Source organism: Escherichia sp. Marseille-Q3837, from assembly GCF_916618735.1.
Classification (GTDB): domain Bacteria; phylum Pseudomonadota; class Gammaproteobacteria; order Enterobacterales; family Enterobacteriaceae; genus Escherichia; species Escherichia ruysiae.
Window position 1 is genome coordinate 2,065,395 of the sequence record NZ_CAKAKC010000001.1, and the last position, 18,943, is coordinate 2,084,337.

Genomic DNA, 18,943 nt, shown 5'->3' on the forward strand with positions numbered 1-18,943 from the left:
ATGTTTATGAATGTGGGGTGAAAGATAGATTGTTGAAATGTGCGGTGTGGTTTGTAGGCATGATAAGACGCGTCAGCGTCGCATCAGGCATTGTGTACAGAATGGCGGATGCGGCAAAAACGCCTTATCCGCCCGAATAAAAATTACTTCTGCGCTGCCAGCGCCTCATTTACCCAGCCATCGAACTGTTGCTGGTGGGCTTTGATCCAGCCATCAACGTGACCCTGAATATCGCCTTCTGAGGCTTTGCCGTCATGCATAATGGCGTTCTGGGCGTTAATATCTGCCACTGGTAACTGCATAATGGCAAACAGTTTCGCTGCCGCCGGGTTTTTCTCAGCCCAGGCTTTGTTGGCAACGATATGCATGGTGCTGACCGGGAAGCCGTAATTTGCGCCATTCGGTAGTTTGGTATCGGCGTTTTTATCACCCGGCAGTGCGGAGAACGGCACCTGCAACCAGACGACATCTTTGCCCGGCTTCAGTTCGTTACTCACCCAGTACGGCGTCCAGGTGTAGTAAAACACCGGTTTGCCCTCTTTGTAGCGACTGATGGTGTCGGCCATCATCGCTGCGTAGTTCCCCTGATTATGCGTCACGGTGTTGGTCAGTTCATACGCGGCAAGCTGGTGGTTGATCGCACCTTCGCAGCCCCAGCCTGGGTTACAGCCGGTTAAATCCGCTTTACCGTCGCCGTTGGTATCGAACAGTTTGGCGATCTTCGGATCTTTCAGTTGTGCGATGTTGGTGATTTTGTATTGGTCGGCGGTTTTCTTATCGATCAGGTAACCCTGTGCCGCGCCGTTAACAAATACCCCTTCACGATAAAATTTCTTATCGCCACCGGCAGCTTCGTACATGTTGTCATGGAGTGGCGTCCAGTTCACTGCGGTGAAGGTTGCATCGCCAGAAGCAAGCGAGGTGTAGCCAACGTTGTAATCCACTTCGCTGGGTTTATTGACGGTATAACCTAATTTCTCCAGCGCACGACTGACCAGCAGCGTCTGGAAGGTTTCTTCAGTGATGGTGCTCTGAACTGGATTAACAGTAATGCCTTTGCCCGGCAGATCGGCAGCAAAAGTTTGTGTAGAGATAAGCGTGGCAAACGCTGTCGCAAAAAGTACGCTATGTCGCATTGTTATTCCTTTTTTTGGCAGGGTGATAATGCCCGGCGTCACCGGGCAAGTGCAGAGTTACTTAATGAATGGGCGGGTCAGCAGACCAACAGGGCCAGTGGTGTACCAGCGACGGTTGCCGCGACTGCGTGAGTCGCGCCCAACGGCCTGCGTCAGGCGATCGAGGATAATGGCGAGGATCACAATCCCGACGCCGCCAACGGTGGCAAGCCCCATATCCAGACGACCGATACCGCGCAGAACCATCTGACCAAGCCCGCCGACAGCAATCATCGAGGCAATGACCACCATAGAAAGAGCCAGCATCAGCGTCTGGTTAACGCCCGCCATAATGGTCGGCATCGCCAGCGGTAACTGAACTTTGAACAGCATCTGGCGCGGGCTGGCACCGAATGAGCGCGAGGCTTCAATCAGATCCGCCGGAACCTGGTTAATCCCCAGAATGGTCAGACGGATAATCGGCGGCAGAGCAAAGATGATCGTCACCACCACGCCCGGCACGTTACCGATACCAAACAGCATGACGATTGGCACCAGATAAACAAACGCGGGCGTGGTCTGCATGGCATCAAGCAGTGGACGGATTATTTTCGCTGCTCGCGGACTTCTCGCCAGCCAGATCCCCAGCGGCAAACCGATGACGATACAGAACAGCAGGGCGGTTAATACCAGCGCCAGGGTGACCATTGCTTGCGACCATGCGCCAATCGCGCCGATAGCAATCAGTGAAACCAATGTCGCAACGCCCATACCGACGCCGGAAATCTGCCAGGCGATGAGAGCGAAAACGATAATCGCCACAGGTGCAGGCATACCCAGTAGCAATTGCTGGAAACCGTTGAGAATATAATCCACCGGAACGCGCACACCCTGAAAGACGGGACGGAAATGGGTAACGACCCAGTCGATCCCTTCAGTTACCCAACTGTCGAGTGGGATCAGCGTCTTGTGGAATGGATCGAGAATATTAAAATGCTCGACGTTTGGCGCAGGCGTACTGGACAGCCAGTCAGCGCCACCGCCGTCAGTCGGTGCAGCAGCCGGTGTACCCCAGGCGTCTGCGGATTGTGCGGCGCTGTCCGCCGCTGGTGTGGTATCCCACGGATTATTTTGATCAGCCATTGTTTACCCCCTCACGATCTAAAGCGCGCAGCAGCATTCCTTTCGAAATGATGCCGACATACTGTTGGTCCTCGTCGACCACTGGCACCGCACAGGGCGCCTGTCCGACATGAGAGAGCAACTCGCTAAGAGGTGTCTGAGCATCGACCGCTAACGGCGCATCAATCAGCGCCGCATCAAGACCTTGCTGCTGCGTTAATGCTGCTTTTAACGAATCGATAGACACTGCGCCGACAAATTTATTACCGCGTTCGATGACGTAACCATATTCGCGGTCTTCATCCTGCAATAATTTCAGCGCCGAACGCGGGCCGAAGCCGGGTGTTTTACGAATTAAGCCATTAGGGCTGCGGCGGGCAATATCTTTTGCGCTGAACACCTGGCTAATATCGACGCCACGGAAGAAGGTACGGACATAATCATTCGCCGGATTATTGAGAATTTCATCCGGTGTACCGACCTGAACGACTTCACCATTTTGCATAATGGCAATTCTGTCGCCAATACGCATAGCTTCATCGAGATCGTGGGAAATAAATACAATGGTGCGCTGATGTTTCGCCTGTAATTTTACCAGCTCATCCTGCATCTCGGTGCGAATTAGTGGGTCGAGCGCCGAGAAGGCTTCATCCATTAATAAAATATCCGGATTGATGGCTAATGCGCGAGCCAATCCGACACGTTGGCGCATCCCGCCAGAAAGTTCGTCCGGGTAACTGTGGGCATAATTTTCCAGCCCGACCTGACGCAGTGCATCAATAGCTTTTTCCCGGCGTTCTTCGGCGTTAATTCCAGCTAATTCCATGCCGAAGGCAGTATTGTCCAGCACGGTCATATGTGGCATTAAGGCAAAGGACTGGAAGACCATCGCAATCTTTTTTCTGCGCACCTCACGGAGTTCGGCATCGGATATTTTGGCAATATCCACACCGTCAATCAGTACTTGTCCACGGGTGGGTTCAATCAGGCGATTGAGAAGGCGTACCATTGTGGATTTACCCGAACCGGATAATCCCATGATGACAAATATCTCGCCTTCTTCAATGGCCAGACTGGCGTCTTTTACGCCAAGCGATAGACCTGTTTTTTCCAGAATTTGTTCTTTTGAAAGTCCTTTTTCGATATATTTGAAAGCCCGTTGTGGATGCTCGCCAAATATTTTATAGAGATTTTTAATTTCTAATTTAATTGCCATGCAATAGAAAGATTCCTGTTATTTGTTTATGTCGATATATTACCCGATGGAAATAGTCACTTTTTTCTACCCTAACATACTGAGAATCTGAGGCAACCCCTGATGGCAAATGTGGCATGAATATTGATGTGAGCAAATTGCCGGAATTTCCCGTGATATAAGGGCTGAGAGCAAATCGAGAAAAGTTGATATTTTTTGTTATAGATAGCGGAAAAACGCCTGAATATTGTAGTTTCAGGCGAATAATGCAACAGAGTATCAGTGTAGATCACCACAAAATATCTGTGTGATAAAAAGCCATTTAATGAAAATTATTTCCCTGCTGAGGTTGGTGATATTTTTTAAATAACCGTGTCAGAAATTCCAGTCTTCGTCTTCTGTTTCGACCGCTTTTCCTACCACATAAGAGGAGCCAGAACCGGAAAAGAAATCGTGATTTTCATCGGCATTCGGCGAAAGCGCGGCGAGGATTGCCGGATTCACTTCCGCCATTTCTGCCGGGAAAAGCGGTTCGTACCCCAGATTCATTAATGCTTTATTAGCGTTGTAGCAGAGAAACGCTTTTACATCGTCAGCCCACGAGGTTTCGGCGTACAGCTCATCGGTGTATTGCAGTTCGTTGTCGTAGAGTTCCAGCAACAAATCGAAGGCAAAATTCTTTAACTCTTCGCGTTGTGCCTGGGAGGTTTTTTCCAGGTTTTTCTGATATTTATAACCGATGTAATAACCGTGCACTGCTTCATCGCGGATAATCAGACGGATCAGGTCGGCGGTATTAGTCAGCTTACCGCGACTGGAAAAATACATCGGCAGCCAGAAGCCAGAGTAGAACAAAAATGATTCCAGAAAGACACTGGCGATTTTCTTTTTCAGCGGATTATCGCCGCGATAATGTTGCTGAATAATCTGTGCTTTTCGCTGCAACGGCGCGTTTTCTTCACTCCAGGCGTAGGCGGCATCGACATCTTTTCTCTGGCACAGCGTCGAGAAAATCGAACTGTAAGAGCGGGCATGAACCGCTTCCATAAAGCTGATATTTGATAATACCGCCTCTTCATGGGGCGTGATCGCATCGGGCATCAGCGAAGGTGCGCCGATAACATTTTGTAGCGTGTCGAGTAGCGTCAGGCCAGTAAAAACACGCATCGTCAGTTGTTGCTCTACGGCGCTTAATGTCTGCCAGGCGGGGATATCGTTCGACAGTGGCACTTTTTCCGGTAGCCAGAAATTACTGGTCAGGCGATTCCACACCTCCAGATCTTTATCGTCAGTAATCTTGTTCCAGTTGATGGCGCTGATACGTGAGAGTTTCATAAGCAATCCTTAAAGCGCGCAGGAGACGCAGCCTTCAATTTCAGTACCTTCCAGCGCCATCTGACGCAGGCGAATGTAATAGAGCGTTTTGATACCCTTACGCCAGGCGTAAATCTGCGCTTTGTTGATATCGCGGGTGGTGGCGGTATCTGGGAAAAACAGCGTCAGCGACAGCCCCTGATCGACATGGCGTGTCGCTTCGGCGTAGGTGTCGATAATCTTTTCCGCGCCAATTTCGTAAGCGTCCTGATACAGCGCCAGATTCTCATTAGTCATAAACGGGGCAGGGTAGTAAACGCGCCCGGTTTTACCCTCTTTGCGGATCTCTACTTTCGCCACAATCGGATGAATACTCGACGTGGCATGGTTGATGTAAGAGATGGAACCGGTTGGTGGCACCGCCTGGAGATTCTGGTTGTAGATGCCATAGCGCATCACGTCGTCGCGCAGTCGCGCCCACATCTCACGGGTAGGTAGCGTAATACCGCTACGGGCAAACAGTTCGCCAACTTTCGCCGTTTTCGGCTGCCAGTTACCTTGCAGATATTGGCTAAAATATTCACCGCTGGCATAGCGCGACTGTTTGAACCCGGCGAAGGTTTCACCGTGTTCGCGCGCCAGCAACATCGAGGTGCGCAGCGCGTGCCAGGTGATGGTATAGAAATAGAGATTGGTGAAATCCAGAGCTTCCGGTGAACCATAGGCGATGCCTTCCCGCGCCAGATAACCGTGTAAATTCATCTGCCCCAGCCCGATGGCGTGCGAGGCGGTATTTCCGGCTTCGATGGACGGCACGCTGCGGATATGACTCATATCCGACACCGCCGTCAGACCGCGCACGGCTGTTTCTACCGTGCGGGCAAAGTCGGGGGAATCCATGGTGTGGGCAATATTCAACGAACCTAAATTGCAGGAAATATCATGGCCTGTGCGAGCATAGTTGAGATTCTCGTCATACTCTGAGGCGCTGTTTACCTGCAAAATCTCTGAGCAAAGATTGCTCATATTTATGCGCCCGGCGATAGGGTTAGCACGGTTTACCGTGTCTTCATACATGATGTACGGATAGCCGGACTCAAACTGGATCTCCGCCAGCCGCTGGAAGAAATCACGCGCGTTGATGTATTTTTTGCGGATGCGTTTATCGGCAACCAGTTCGTCATAGTGTTCGCTGATGGCGATATCGGCAAACGGCTTGCCGTAAACCCGCTCAACGTCATAGGGCGAAAACAGTGCCATCTGCGCATTCTTTTTCGCCAGATGGAAGGTGATATCCGGGATCACCACGCCCAGCGACAGCGTTTTAATGCGGATTTTCTCGTCGGCATTTTCCCGCTTTGTGTCGAGAAAACGCAGAATATCAGGATGATGGGCATGTAAATAGACTGCACCCGCCCCCTGACGAGCGCCGAGCTGATTGGCATAGGAAAATGCGTCTTCCAGCATTTTCATCACCGGAATTACGCCAGAAGATTGATTTTCAATACGTTTAATTGGCGCGCCCGCTTCCCGCAGATTCGACAGCAAAAATGCCACGCCGCCGCCGCGTTTCGACAGTTGCAGTGCGGAATTTACCGCCCGACCAATCGACTCCATATTGTCTTCAATACGCAGCAGAAAACAGGAAACCAGTTCGCCGCGCTGCTGTTTACCACAGTTGAGGAATGTTGGCGTGGCAGGCTGAAAACGTCCAGACAGCATCTCATCAGTCAGTTGCGTCGCCAGCGTTTCATCGCCTTGTGCCAGCGTCAGCGCCACCATAGTGACTCGATCGGCAAAATCCTCCAGATAACGCTTACCGTCGAATGTCTTCAACGTATAGCTGGTGTAAAACTTCCATGCACCGAGGAACGTCTGAAAACGAAAACCGCTGGCGTGCGCGCGGGCAAATAGCGTAATGACAAAGTCGCGAGAGTAGCGATTAAGAACGCTTTCATCATAGTAACCTTCGTTGACCAACCAGTTCAGGCGCTGCTGCTGGCTACTGAAGGTCACACTGTTCGGGCGTACATGCGTCGCCATAAAGGCGTCTACGGCCTGGCTGTCTTTATCGAACTGAATGCGACCTGCGCTATCGTAAAGGTTAAGCATCGCATTCAGGGCGTGGTAATCCATTGTTTCCTGCGTCAGGCGGTCTGCGGTTGTCGTTGCCAAAATTCGGTTACTCCTTTACGAACATTTTCGATATCGCTTTGCGTACCCATGAGTTCAAAGCGGTACAGCCACGGCACGCCGCATTTCCGGGCAATCACATCTCCGGCGCGACCATACGCCTCACCAAAGTTGCGATTACCCGAAGCAATAACGCCGCGAAGCAACGCCCGGTTATGTTCGTCGTTTAAAAAGCGAATCACCTGTCGTGGCACAGCGCCAGCCGTACCGCCACCGCCGTAAGAGGGCACGATCAGGATGTAAGGCTCGTCTACCTGAATCCGTTCCCGCTCATTGAGTGGAATGCGCACGGCGGGCAGCCCTAAACGTTCGATAAAACGCTGCGTATTTTCGGAGCTGCTGGAGAAGTAGACGAGCTGGCTCATGCACTGGCCGCGTGTGGCGCTGGATGCAGACGGTTGATCATATCCGGACGAAAACCAGACCAGCTAAGATCGCCTGCAATCACTACCGGCAACTGACGAAAGCCCTGAGCACGCAACGCTTCCGCCGCTTCAGGAACGCGATCGACATTAATCATTTCAAAATCAAAGCCCCGGTTTTCCATCGCCCGTTTGGTGGCGTGGCACTGAACGCAATCGTTACGAGTGTAAATAATAATGCGCATGATTCGTATTTCCGTTTAAAATGAAGATACGGCGCGATGATACGCGTCGGGTTGTCTCTCTGTTGATACAGGGATACTAGATGTAGTTGAAAAAAGATTCAACCATACAAGATATGGGAAATTTCGATAAGTCTCACCGCAGTCGAGCAGCTCAGCGGGGTAGGGGGTTTTGTGTTCTATAGCCGGGTGATTACCCGGCATCAGGAAGTTACATCCGCATGGAAACGGCCAGGCGGTTAAAGCAATTCATCAGTCCGATGGCAAAAGTCAGGTCGCTGATCTCTGATGCGCTGAAATATTCAAGCAAAGGTTGATAAACGTCGTCTTCTGCATGGCTTCGGGCAATATCGGTCACCGATTCCGCCCAGGCCAGCGCCGCCCGCTCGCGATCATCAAAATGATGGCTCACCCGCCAGCCTGCCAGAGCGTCCAGCTTGTGCTGCGGCACACCGGATTTGCGTAATGCTTTACTGTGCATCTCCAGACAAAATGCGCAGCCGTTGATTTGCGAGACGCGCAAATAAACTAACTCCATCAGTGTGGTATCCAGCGCACTATTTTCCAGCGCCGTTTTGGCCTGCACCAGCGCGTTATACACTGCCGGGCTAAGTTCGTAGTAAGGCTGACGTAATGTAGTCATACAGTTTCTCCTCTTATTAACGCCCGCAATGTAGCACTATAATGGACTGCTAAAGAGAGCCATAAATTACCTAAAAAAGCAGACCATATGCCGCGCTATCAGGATATCGCCCGTCAGTTAAAAACGGCTATTGAGCAAGGGGAACTGAAACCCGGCGCAAGGCTACCTTCCAGTCGTACCTGGTCGCAGGAGCTGGGCGTGTCTCGAGCCACCGTCGAAAATGCTTATGCTGAGCTGGTGGCACAAGGATGGCTGGTACGGCGGGGGCAGGCGGGCACCTTTGTCAGCGAGCAAATACATCCGCAACAATCCGCTGTGGATGTGCTTGCCTTTGCCGGTGAAAGCCAGCAACCGCTACCATTCCAGATGGGATTACCCGCACTCGATCTCTTTCCGCGTGAGCTGTGGGCGCGGGTGATGGGGCGCCGTCTGCGTACCCAGACGCGCTTTGATTTGGCGTTAGGCGATGTCTGTGGTGAGGTGGCGTTGCGTGAGGCAATTGTTGATTATTTACGCGTCTCACGCGGGATTGAATGCCAGCCAGAACAGGTCTTTATCACTCACGGTTATGCAGCCTCAATGGCCTTAATTCTGCACGCGCTGGCGAAACCGGGAGACGGGATGTGGATGGAAGATCCTGGCTTTCCGCTGATTCGCCCGATTGTTACTCGCCACGGTGTGGAAATTTTACCTGTGCCTGTTGATGACAACGGACTGGATGTCGCAAGTGGAATGCAAAATTATCCTGATGCACGTTTTGCTCTGATAACTCCTGCGCACCAAAGCCCGCTCGGTGTTGCACTCTCTCTGGCGCGCAGGCATCAGGTGCTGGCGTGGGCAGAGCGTGCGCAGGCGTGGATTATTGAAGACGATTACGACAGTGAATTCCGTTATCACGGTAAGCCATTACCGGCGCTGAAAAGCCTCGACGCACCACGGCGGGTGATTTATGCCGGAACATTCAGCAAATCGCTATTTCCTGCATTGCGCTGTGCGTGGCTGGTGGTACCGGTGGAGCAGATTACGCAATTCCGCCAACAGGCGTCACTGAAGCCATGTGCAGTGCCAGTTCTATGGCAGAACACACTGGCTGACTTTCTTCGCGAGGGGCATTTCTGGCGGCATCTGAAGAAAATGCGTCAGCACTATGCGCAGCGTAGGCAGTGGATTGAACAGGCGCTTACGCAACAGGGATTCCTGGTTATGCCACAAAAAGGCGGCATCCAGATGGTTATCAGCATGGTGGGCGACGATATTTTCCACGCGCGTAAAGCCAATACTGCTGGCCTTGCGGTGCAGGCACTTAGCGACTGGCGTATCCGATCAAGTGGGAAAGGAGGATTGCTTCTCTCGTTTACCAATATTATCAGTGAGAGTATGGCGCAGCAGGTGGCACAACAATTACGCAGAGCCTTAAGTTAAAAACCCCGAAGTCAGGCTTCGGGGTCAAAGACGCGTATTTATTATCATTGTTGCATTACGATTTGCGTATGCTTAACAGCGCGCCGATAAAAATACCTACCGCAGCTGCTGTACCCACGCTACACCAGGGTCTTTCACGAACAAAAGAATCTGCGCAGCCAACTGCATCGCGCGCGGCTTGCTGGACGCGAGTACGACCATGCATCCGCGCTCTGGTTTCTTTCAGTAGAGCCTGAGCTTTACTGCGTGCGGCTTCGGCTTCACCTTTGGCGTCGCTGCCCCAGGACTTCAATACAGATTCGAGACTGTCGGCTAATTGATTGACATCATTCTGAATATCCTGCACGCCATCATCGACGTCGTTGCGGTTCGGTCTGTTAAACATATGATCCCCCATTAGAATTCGATGTAATTTTCAGTGTAGACCATAATTTTCTTAACAGAGATTCATCGCGGCTTTATGGACTTTTCTGAAAGCGTTGTGAATGCGCAATCAGGTAAGGTAGGCGCGCAGTAGATATTAACGAGGATAAAATATGTATTTACGACCAGACGAGGTGGCGCGCGTACTTGAGAAAGTCGGTTTTACTGTCGATGTAGTAACCCAGAAAGCATACGGTTACCGTCGTGGGGAACATTATGTCTATGTTAACCGCGAAGCGAGAATGGGACGTACCGCACTGATAATTCATCCAACATTAAAAGAACGTAGTTCCACACTGGCTGAACCTGCTTCCGATATTAAAACTTGCGATCATTACCAGCAATTTCCGCTCTATTTAGCGGGTGAACGTCATGAGCATTACGGTATCCCGCATGGCTTTAGTTCGCGTGTTGCGCTTGAACGTTATTTGCATGGCTTATTTGGCGAAGCCAGTTAAAGACGCGACTGGCGATGCCAGTCGCGAAAAGAAGGGTCAGGCTTTTACCTGCTGGTAGCTGCTCACTTTGAACAAGCGGCGACAGTAATCAAGGAAGTAGCCATAGACCGCCCCCATCAGCATCGAAACAACGATGTTTGAACTGACCGCTGCCATAATCTGGTGCCAGTCTGCGCCTACCACTAATAAGATCGCCATATACACTGGTGACTGGAACGTCACATAAGCCAAAATATCAGCCAGATTTTTTGTCCAACCAGAGTGGCTAACTTTGCGTGCCGCGCGCATAAACAGATCGCGGTACATGCCATATGGCCATGCAATTAAGATATTCACCGGAACGGCCACCAGCCTGGAATAAAAAGATTGTTCGAAGCTCATCCCGGAGAGGAAAACTTCAATACACATGTTCACGACAGTACAGTAAACAACCATCGCGAACGTGTCTGCAACTGCATGACGCAAGCGTGACTGCGGTGAGAACATGCTAATGCTCCTTAATAAAAGCGAAATCGGGTATGAATGGAAATGGAAGCAGTGCTTTAGACTGCCTGTTTCATTTTTGCATAGCGTATATTACTGGTTGTTAGTAATCAATTAGTGAAAAATTTTTATTTATTTTGTTTTTGTAGATAAAATGTTCCGCAATGGCGTATTTTTTATACATTATGGATTTTTAAATGCCTTTATGAATAATTTTATTTAAAATCATATTATTACGTGGTCATTGTGAACTGTGCTGGTGGGGCGGTTAAGGGCTGTTAACGCCGTAAAGCGTAGACAATCCGGCTTAAGTAGCGGGTTGAGCTCATTTAGCATTTTTAATGACCTGAAGCCACTAATGCCAGCATAAAACTTCAGTTACTGAAACTTTGTTTTTATTCTTTATGTATGCATTTTTATTCAATTTTCTTTAATCTACCTTCGGTGATGATGGCACAGAGGGCATCCGATTATTCGCAAATGTCTGCAATGATAAGTCAAATGGCTAATATATAAACCGAAAATAATTATTAATCTGTCTGGAAATAACGGTTGAAATAATATCGCGCGCGACTGTAAATAGATTAAATTTTGTGGAAATATAATAAGTGATCGCTTACACTACGCGACGAAATACTTTTTTTTGTTTTGGCGTTAAAAGGTTTTCTTTATTATGTCCGTAATGTTACAAAGTTTAAATAACATTCGCACCCTCCGTGCGATGGCTCGCGAATTCTCCATTGACGTTCTTGAAGAAATGCTCGAAAAATTCAGGGTTGTCACTAAAGAAAGACGTGAAGAAGAAGAACAGCAGCAGCGTGAACTGGCAGAGCGCCAGGAGAAAATTAGCACCTGGCTGGAGCTGATGAAGGCTGACGGAATTAACCCGGAAGAGTTATTCGGTAATAATTCTGCTGCACCGCGTGCAGGTAAAAAACGCCAGCCGCGTCCGGCAAAATATCAATTCACCGATTTTAATGGTGAAGTCAAAACCTGGACCGGCCAGGGTCGTACACCGAAACCGATCGCTCAGGCACTGGCTGAAGGTAAATCTCTCGACGATTTCCTGATCTAATGACTGCTGCCGGATGCCGCCACTATGGCGCGTCCGGCGTCGCTTCTTACGCTCGCTGATTCCACGGCATCTTATCTAACAACCTTGCCATCCCGCAAAAACCGCTGATGCCCGCAAACATTAATCCCGCACCGACAAAGCCGCTTAATAAGAAGAACGCGCTATTCACGGCATAACCCAATACGACGCCGATTAATATTAAGCCACCAGCTGTGATCTGTACCTGACGCATTAATGGTAAAGGCTGCGATTTATTTTCAGCTACCGGCAATCCCGCTTTTTTCCAGCCATCAATACCGCCCTCCAGTAAAAAGATATCTGCGGGAGCGGCAATCGCTGCTAATTTTTGTGCATTATTACTGGTGCGTTTTCCTGCCTGACAGTGGAATATAATTTGTTCGCTACGTAATTTTGTCGGAAGACCAGACTGTTCCAGTACGGATAATGGCGCCAGATCCGCTTCAGGAATATGTTCACGAAGATATTCATCGGCATCGCGAATATCGATTAACTTTGCACCGCGTGAGATTAATTCTTGTGCATCAAGCGGTGGAATTGTTGTTAAAGCCATTGCTACTCCTTACGGACAATAGACGTTTTTCAGGGTGGCGATAATGGCATTTACCGCCTCATTTTTAATGAAATAAAGAATGCGTTGGGCATCCCGTTGGCTGTCGATAAGCCCTTCGTCACGCATCCGTGCCAGATGCTGTGACGTTGCAGAGGCACTCAGTCCGGTAATGCGCGCCAGTTCACCGGCGCTGGTGCCGGGGGAACCGCAAATCATGCACAGAATCAGCAACCGTTTGGGGTGACTCATTGCTTTCAGTAAGGCCGCAGCCTGTTCGGCGCTGGCCTGTAGTTGGGCTAGTTCAGTCATATTTATTTAAGTGTTTTCTAAATTAAATAAACTCTAAACTAAAAATGCAACGTATACCAGCGTCAGCAGCGTAAATGAGGGTAAAAGCAAAGGCTGAAACAGGCAGACTCCGCATAAAATTACTATGCTTAAGAGATAAAATTTCTTTTTAAACAATGAGTAATTTTCTTATAGGGAGGACATATGGGGTTCTGGAGAATCGTCATCACCATCATTTTGCCACCGCTCGGCGTGCTGCTGGGGAAAGGATTTGGTTGGGCATTCATTATTAATATTTTGCTGACACTTCTTGGCTATATCCCTGGTTTAATTCACGCTTTCTGGGTGCAAACCCGCGATTGATCCTGTGCTCATCCTGCGGCGTTAACGCGCCGCGTTCCTCTGCTACACTTTCTGAGTGTTTCCATTAACGAATGAGGTAGTTATGGGTCTGTTCAATTTTGTGAAAGATGCCGGAGAAAAGCTCTGGGACGCGGTCACTGGTCAGCATGATAAAGACGATCAGGCGAAGAAGGTGCAGGAACATCTGAACAAAACCGGTATACCTGATGCCGATAAAGTGAATATTCAGATTGTCGATGGTAAAGCGACGGTTACAGGTGACGGCTTAAGTCAGGAAGCGAAGGAAAAAATCCTTGTTGCAGTGGGGAATATTTCCGGTATTGCCAGCGTGGACGATCAGGTAAAAACGGCGACGCCAGGCACTGCCAGCCAGTTTTATACCGTTAAGTCTGGTGACACTCTGAGTGCTATTTCCAAACAGGTTTACGGTAACGCCAATCTCTACAATAAAATCTTCGAAGCGAATAAACCGATGCTAAAAAGCCCGGATAAAATTTACCCGGGGCAGGTGTTGCGTATTCCTGAAGAGTAGTTAATTGCCAGCCATCGCCTGCTGGATAATCGGAATTGGCGTCAGTAGATGCTGGCGCATTAACTCACTGGCGCGCGCCGTATCTCGCGCCAGTACCGCCTTAGTCAGGGTCTGGTGCTGTTCATGTTTATCTTCCAGCATTTCTACAGAAAGCACCGTTTGCCGCAGCCAGATGAACCGATAGCGCGCCGCCAGATCAAACAACCGTTCACGCATTTGCAGTAAATAGTGGGAGCCACAGCCCGCCACAATTGCAGTATGAAATGCCTGATGGCGCTGGTCCCATTCATCAAGCATTTTCTCGCTGGCGTCACAAGCCTCAAGCTTACTGAGCAAATGCGCTTTTGCGAGAACGTCAGCCTCCCACTCATCGCCGCCACGGGCAATTGCCAGACTCACCAGCATCGCTTCCATATTGGCGCGGGCGTCGAAAATATCGAGCAGTTCTTGCTCTGACATAGACGCCACCCGATACCCTTTTTGATTCACCACCGTGACCAGCCGTTCCGCCACCAGTTGCGAAAGCGCTTCCCGCAACGGCCCGACGCCGAGTGCATAACGCGACGTTAGCGAACTCATCCGTAATTTTTCATCTGGCTGAAAATTGCCGCGAATAATATCGTTTTTCAACCAGCGGTAGCCATCCAGAGACGTAATGGTCATGGTGTGACTCCTGAACATTATCAGCGTGTATTATGAACGGGTGTTTTTTGCCACAATATCAGCTTTTTCCAGCGTGCCATAATTGGCACGGTACAGATAATCCCTATCGCTAATAAGCCGGTGGAAATTACCTCCAGTTGCTGCGCCGGGCGGAATAACATCACCACCAGTACAAAGGTAATAAAGCCAATCACCAGCCAGGTGAGCCACGGATAAAGCCACATGCGCAGGCGAATTTCGCCGCCTTCCGCCAGCAGGATTTTACGCATCCGCAATTGCGAAACGGCGATGACTAAATAAACCAGCAGGGCAATAGCGCCGGAGCTGTCGATCAGGAATTTAAACACTTTGGCGGGCGCATAATAGTTCACTACCACCGTTAAAAACGCCGCGCCGGTCGAGAGTAATACTGCCACATACGGGGTTTTGCTACGGTTGATTTTACCCATTGCCGCTGGCGCATCCCCGCGACGGCTTAAGGAGTAGAGCATCCTTGAGGCGGTATACAGAGCCGAGTTCAGACAACTGGTCACCGACAGCAAAATAACGCAGTCCATAATGAATTTTGCATGTGGAATATTCAGCAGCTCCAGCACGGAACGGTAGGAACCCACGGTTTTCAGTCCTGGCATATTCCACGGAATGAGTGCCACGACGACAAAAATAGAACACAAATAGAAAATGGAGATACGCCAGATAACCGAGTTGGTGGCGCGGACAATATGTTTATCCGGCGTGTCGGATTCGGCTGCCGCAATGGTGACAATCTCTGCCCCCATAAAAGAAAACATGGTTATCAGCATCGCGCTTAATACCGCGCCAAAGCCGTTCGGCATAAAGCCGCCGCTATCCCACAATCTTGAAATACCGCTCACTTCGGCATAAGGGTAAAAACCGCTAATTGCTACAGCTCCAAGGAAAATAAACGCCAGAATGGCAATCACTTTGCATATCGCCAGCCAGAATTCAAATTCACCGTAGTTTTTAACGCTTAATAAATTACTGCCGGTTAAGGCGAGGGTAATGACCAGGGAAAATAACCAGATGGGAATACCTGGAACCCACGAATGCAGGATCATGGCGGCGATGTTGGCTTCCAGCGGGATAACCAGTACCCAAAACCACCAGTACAGCCAGCCGATGGTATAGCCCGCCCAGCGACCAATGGCTTTATCGGCGTAGGTGGAAAAGGAGCCGGTGTCGGGCGTGGCGACCGCCATTTCTGCCAGCATCCGCATAATCATAACCACCAGTAATCCGGCGAACAGATAAGCCAGTAATACCGCAGGACCCGCTTCGGCGATGGCGACGCTCGAACCGACAAACAGACTTGCGCCGATAACACCGGCAATAGACAACATGGTGACGTGGCGTGATTTCAGCCCGCCGCCTAGCTCATGTGGTTGCGATGATTGCCCCATCCTGAATCCTCTCGAAAGTGTGTCACTTGGGAGAGCGCCCCGACATTTCCCGCGTCGGGTCACGCGTTTAATTGAGGCGGTCAACAAAATCTTAAAAGCGAAAGCGTGATGGTTTTCTCCCTCTCCCTCAGGGAGAGGGTCGGGGTGAGGGTTTAGCATCGTGTATACCCCTCACCCTAACCCTCTCCCCAGAGGGGCGAGGGGACAGTCCGCAGTCATTTTTAACTTTGTCGATCGCCTCATCGTTATTATTTTTTACTGTATCGTTATCATTCCCTTAGCAACGGTTAATTCTTACAAACAGACATAGCTATTGTTTCGCCTCATCAAAACACTGAGCGATGATCTCCAGCCCCTGACGGATCTGAGCATCTTCAATAGTGAGCGGCACAAGGATGCGCAGCACGTTGTAGTACGGGCCGCAGGAAAGAAGAATCAGGCCTTTGTCGCGGGCGCGCGCCACGATCTCAGCGGTGAGTCTGGCGTTGGGTTTACTGTGATCGCCATCTTCAAACAGCTCGATGGCAATCATCGCCCCTAGCCCGCGAACGTCGCCGATCTCGGTGTGTTTTTCGGCGATCGCCAATAATCCGTCTTTTAGCTTCTGACCCAGGTCGTTGGCTTTTTGCAGCAGATTTTCCTGCTCGAACACCTTCAACACTTCCAGCGCGGCTACGCAGGCAATCGGGTTACCGGCATAGGTGCCGCCCAGGCCGCCCGGTGCGACAGCATCCATTACTTCAGCGCGTCCGGTGACGCCCGCCAGCGGGAAGCCGCCCGCGATCGATTTCGCAAAGGTGGTAAGATCCGCCGCAACCCCCATTTGCTCCATTGCAAACAGCGTGCCGGTACGCCCCGCGCCGCTCTGCACTTCATCGGCAATCAGCATGATTCCGTGCTCGTCACACAGTGCGCGTAAACGCTGCATAAAGGCTGGCGTCGCGGCGTAGAAACCGCCTTCGCCCTGAACCGGCTCAATCACGATGGCAGCGATATCTTCCGGCGCAGCGTCATTTTTAAAAATTCGGTGGATACTGGCGATAGCGTCATCTTCACTGATGTTATGCAGCGGGCAAGGATAAAGCGCGCGATAAACATGCCCCGGCATCAGCCCCATCCCCGCAGAATACGGATTCACCTTGCCGGTCAGCGCCAGCGTGTAGTGCGTGCGCCCGTGGTAAGCGCCGCTAAAGGCGATGGTGCCGCTGCGTTTGGTGGCGGCGCGGGCGATTTTCACCGCATTTTCCACCGCTTCGGAACCGGTCGTTACCAGCAGCGTTTTTTTGGCGAAATCGCCCGGCACCTTCTGATTCATTATTTCGCACAGCTCCAGATACGGCTCGTAAGCCAGCACCTGGAAGCAGGTGTGCGACAGTTTTTTCAGTTGCGCTTCTACCGCCGCCACCACTTTCGGATGCAGGTGCCCGGTGTTGAGCACCGCAATGCCGCCCGCGAAATCAAGATACTCACGGCCTTCAACGTCCCACACCCGGCAGTTTTCCGCGCGGTCAGCGAAAATCGGGTGAATTTGCCCAACGCCACGGGGAATCGCCTGACTGCGGCGCTGCATTAACTCTTTATTGCTGCTCATTCGCGTTCTCCAGTTAAAGACCGATGCACATATATTTGATTTCTAAGTAATCTTCGATGCCATACTTCGAACCTTCACGACCCAGACCCGAGGCTTTGATACCACCGAACGGGGCGACTTCATTGGAAATAATGCCGGTATTGATGCCAACGATGCCGTACTCCAGCGCCTCGCCTACGCGGAAGACGCGGCTTAAATCACGGGCGTAGAAATAGGCGGCAAGACCAAACTCGGTGTCGTTGGCTTGCGCAATCACATCGGCTTCATCTTTAAAGCGGAACAGTGGGGCGAGGGGGCCAAACGTCTCTTCTTTCGACACTTTGGCGTTAGCCGGAACGTCCACCAGAATGGTCGGCTGGAAGAAGTTGCCGCCGCGTTCGTGCGCTTTACCACCGCAAACCACACGCGCGCCTTTCTCCAGCGCATCGGCAATATGCTCTTCCACTTTTGCTACCGCTTTTTCATCGATCAGCGGCCCGATGGTGACACCGTTATCCAGCCCGTCGCCGATGTGCAGTTTGCTCACCGCCTGCTGCAATTTTTCGGCAAAGCGGTCATACACACCGTCCTGCACGTATAAACGGTTGGCGCAAACGCAGGTTTGCCCGGCGTTGCGGAATTTCGAGGCCAGCGCGCCTTCCACGGCTTTATCGAGATCGGCATCGTCAAAGACGATAAACGGCGCGTTGCCGCCTAGCTCCAGCGACACTTTTTTGATGTCTTTCGCGCACTGTTCCATCAACTGGCGGCCAATTTCGGTCGAGCCGGTAAACGACAGCTTGCGCACCAGCGGATTGCTGGTCAGTTCGTTACCGACAGCCCCCGCCGAGCCAGTGACGACGTTAAATACGCCAGCCGGAACGCCCGCGCGGATCGCCAGCTCCGCCAGCGCCAGCGCAGAGAACGGTGTTTGACTCGCAGGTTTCAGCACCATGGTGCAGCCTGCCGCCAGCGCCGGGCCGGCTTTACGGGTAATCATCGCCGCCGGGAAGTTCCACGGCGTGATAGCGGCGGTAACGCCAATCGGCTGCTTGATAACAATCAGGCGTTTATCGGCCTGATGACCGGGAATGGTGTCGCCATAAATACGTTTGCCTTCTTCGGCAAACCACTCAATAAAGGAGGCGGCGTAGCTGATTTCGCCTTTCGCTTCAGCCAGCGGTTTACCCTGTTCGAGGGTCATCAGGCGCGCTAAATCGTCCTGGTGCTCCATCATCAAATTGAACCAGTTACGCAGAATGGTGGCGCGTTCTTTGGCGGTAAGCGCACGCCAGGCGGGCAGGGCGCGATTGGCGGCGTCGATAGCGGCGCGGGTTTCATCTGCGCCCATTTTTGGTACGCTACCCAGTTTGTCGCCGTTCGCCGGATTGGTGACGTCGATGACTTCACCATTGTTAGCGTCCAGCCATTCCCCGTTAATCAACGCCTGCTGGCGGAATAAGTTACTGTCGTTAAGTTTCATCGTTA

21 protein-coding genes are annotated in these 18,943 nt (G+C 51.1%); 5 read left to right on the forward strand and 16 right to left on the reverse strand.

Annotated features, from left to right (window positions below; all coding sequences use genetic code 11):
* Positions 1–143 precede the first annotated feature (143 nt).
* From proX to LG381_RS09685, 8 genes are all read right to left on the reverse strand, one after another.
* Entirely contained in the window at positions 144–1,136 is a 993-nt protein-coding gene (gene proX, locus LG381_RS09650; RefSeq protein ID WP_001216525.1) for a glycine betaine/L-proline ABC transporter substrate-binding protein ProX, read from the reverse strand.
* Between the two features lie 57 nt (positions 1,137–1,193).
* A complete protein-coding gene (gene proW, locus LG381_RS09655; protein WP_000774961.1) occupies positions 1,194–2,258 on the reverse strand; it encodes a glycine betaine/L-proline ABC transporter permease ProW in 1,065 nt (354 codons plus the stop codon).
* A complete protein-coding gene (gene proV, locus LG381_RS09660; protein ID WP_000985478.1) occupies positions 2,251–3,453 on the reverse strand; it encodes a glycine betaine/L-proline ABC transporter ATP-binding protein ProV in 1,203 nt (400 codons plus the stop codon). Before proV ends, proW begins: the two co-directional genes overlap by 8 nt.
* A gap of 354 nt (positions 3,454–3,807) precedes the next feature.
* Positions 3,808–4,767: a class 1b ribonucleoside-diphosphate reductase subunit beta gene (nrdF, locus tag LG381_RS09665; protein ID WP_225762345.1), complete on the reverse strand. Its 960-nt coding sequence runs from the start codon at positions 4,765–4,767 to the stop codon at positions 3,808–3,810.
* A 9-nt stretch (positions 4,768–4,776) separates the two neighbouring features.
* Complete coding sequence (gene nrdE / locus LG381_RS09670) at positions 4,777–6,921, reverse strand: class 1b ribonucleoside-diphosphate reductase subunit alpha (protein ID WP_225762346.1); 2,145 nt, start codon at positions 6,919–6,921, stop codon at positions 4,777–4,779.
* The gene (nrdI, locus tag LG381_RS09675) at positions 6,894–7,304 is read right to left on the reverse strand and encodes a class Ib ribonucleoside-diphosphate reductase assembly flavoprotein NrdI (RefSeq protein WP_000080948.1); all 411 of its coding nucleotides are present in this window, start codon (positions 7,302–7,304) and stop codon (positions 6,894–6,896) included. Before nrdI ends, nrdE begins: the two co-directional genes overlap by 28 nt.
* Complete coding sequence (nrdH, locus tag LG381_RS09680; RefSeq protein ID WP_001220162.1) at positions 7,301–7,546, reverse strand: glutaredoxin-like protein NrdH; 246 nt, start codon at positions 7,544–7,546, stop codon at positions 7,301–7,303. The genes nrdI and nrdH overlap by 4 nt, the downstream gene beginning before the upstream one ends.
* Positions 7,547–7,754: 208 nt before the next feature.
* Positions 7,755–8,186, reverse strand: coding sequence for a carboxymuconolactone decarboxylase family protein (locus LG381_RS09685; RefSeq protein ID WP_222680470.1), 432 nt, complete (start codon positions 8,184–8,186; stop codon positions 7,755–7,757).
* Between the two features lie 87 nt (positions 8,187–8,273).
* On the opposite strand from LG381_RS09685, the gene LG381_RS09690 reads away from it, so the two are divergent.
* Entirely contained in the window at positions 8,274–9,608 is a 1,335-nt protein-coding gene (locus tag LG381_RS09690) for a PLP-dependent aminotransferase family protein (RefSeq protein ID WP_222680471.1), read from the forward strand.
* Positions 9,609–9,663: 55 nt separating this feature from the next.
* Here LG381_RS09690 and LG381_RS09695 read toward each other — a convergent pair whose 3' ends face one another.
* Complete coding sequence (locus LG381_RS09695; protein ID WP_010345700.1) at positions 9,664–9,993, reverse strand: DUF883 domain-containing protein; 330 nt, start codon at positions 9,991–9,993, stop codon at positions 9,664–9,666.
* Between the two features lie 151 nt (positions 9,994–10,144).
* On the opposite strand from LG381_RS09695, the gene LG381_RS09700 reads away from it, so the two are divergent.
* A complete protein-coding gene (locus LG381_RS09700; protein ID WP_000281310.1) occupies positions 10,145–10,489 on the forward strand; it encodes a DUF2002 family protein in 345 nt (114 codons plus the stop codon).
* A gap of 36 nt (positions 10,490–10,525) precedes the next feature.
* Here LG381_RS09700 and alaE read toward each other — a convergent pair whose 3' ends face one another.
* On the reverse strand, positions 10,526–10,975 hold the full coding sequence (gene alaE / locus LG381_RS09705) for an L-alanine exporter AlaE (RefSeq protein ID WP_000492676.1): 450 nt from the start codon (positions 10,973–10,975) through the stop codon (positions 10,526–10,528).
* Between the two features lie 670 nt (positions 10,976–11,645).
* On the opposite strand from alaE, the gene stpA reads away from it, so the two are divergent.
* The gene (stpA, locus tag LG381_RS09710; protein WP_000115375.1) at positions 11,646–12,047 is read left to right on the forward strand and encodes a DNA-binding protein StpA; all 402 of its coding nucleotides are present in this window, start codon (positions 11,646–11,648) and stop codon (positions 12,045–12,047) included.
* Between the two features lie 46 nt (positions 12,048–12,093).
* Here stpA and LG381_RS09715 read toward each other — a convergent pair whose 3' ends face one another.
* Both LG381_RS09715 and LG381_RS09720 read right to left on the reverse strand, forming a co-directional pair.
* The gene (locus tag LG381_RS09715; protein ID WP_105280263.1) at positions 12,094–12,618 is read right to left on the reverse strand and encodes a rhodanese family protein; all 525 of its coding nucleotides are present in this window, start codon (positions 12,616–12,618) and stop codon (positions 12,094–12,096) included.
* 9 nt (positions 12,619–12,627) lie between these two features.
* A complete protein-coding gene (locus LG381_RS09720; protein WP_000137274.1) occupies positions 12,628–12,927 on the reverse strand; it encodes a helix-turn-helix transcriptional regulator in 300 nt (99 codons plus the stop codon).
* A gap of 183 nt (positions 12,928–13,110) precedes the next feature.
* Between LG381_RS09720 and LG381_RS09725 the strand changes: the two genes are divergently transcribed.
* Both LG381_RS09725 and kbp read left to right on the forward strand, forming a co-directional pair.
* Complete coding sequence (locus LG381_RS09725; RefSeq protein ID WP_000508177.1) at positions 13,111–13,269, forward strand: YqaE/Pmp3 family membrane protein; 159 nt, start codon at positions 13,111–13,113, stop codon at positions 13,267–13,269.
* A gap of 82 nt (positions 13,270–13,351) precedes the next feature.
* The gene (gene kbp, locus LG381_RS09730) at positions 13,352–13,801 is read left to right on the forward strand and encodes a potassium binding protein Kbp (RefSeq protein ID WP_000522419.1); all 450 of its coding nucleotides are present in this window, start codon (positions 13,352–13,354) and stop codon (positions 13,799–13,801) included.
* On the opposite strand, the gene csiR is transcribed toward kbp, so the two are convergent.
* From csiR to gabD, 4 genes are all read right to left on the reverse strand, one after another.
* Complete coding sequence (gene csiR / locus LG381_RS09735; RefSeq protein ID WP_000156829.1) at positions 13,802–14,464, reverse strand: DNA-binding transcriptional regulator CsiR; 663 nt, start codon at positions 14,462–14,464, stop codon at positions 13,802–13,804. It lies immediately after the preceding gene.
* A 20-nt stretch (positions 14,465–14,484) separates the two neighbouring features.
* Positions 14,485–15,885, reverse strand: coding sequence for a GABA permease (gene gabP, locus LG381_RS09740; protein ID WP_010345708.1), 1,401 nt, complete (start codon positions 15,883–15,885; stop codon positions 14,485–14,487).
* A gap of 310 nt (positions 15,886–16,195) precedes the next feature.
* Positions 16,196–17,476: a 4-aminobutyrate--2-oxoglutarate transaminase gene (gene gabT / locus LG381_RS09745; RefSeq protein WP_225762347.1), complete on the reverse strand. Its 1,281-nt coding sequence runs from the start codon at positions 17,474–17,476 to the stop codon at positions 16,196–16,198.
* A 13-nt stretch (positions 17,477–17,489) separates the two neighbouring features.
* Positions 17,490–18,938: an NADP-dependent succinate-semialdehyde dehydrogenase gene (gene gabD / locus LG381_RS09750; RefSeq protein ID WP_105285925.1), complete on the reverse strand. Its 1,449-nt coding sequence runs from the start codon at positions 18,936–18,938 to the stop codon at positions 17,490–17,492.
* Between the last annotated feature and the right edge of the window lie 5 nt (positions 18,939–18,943).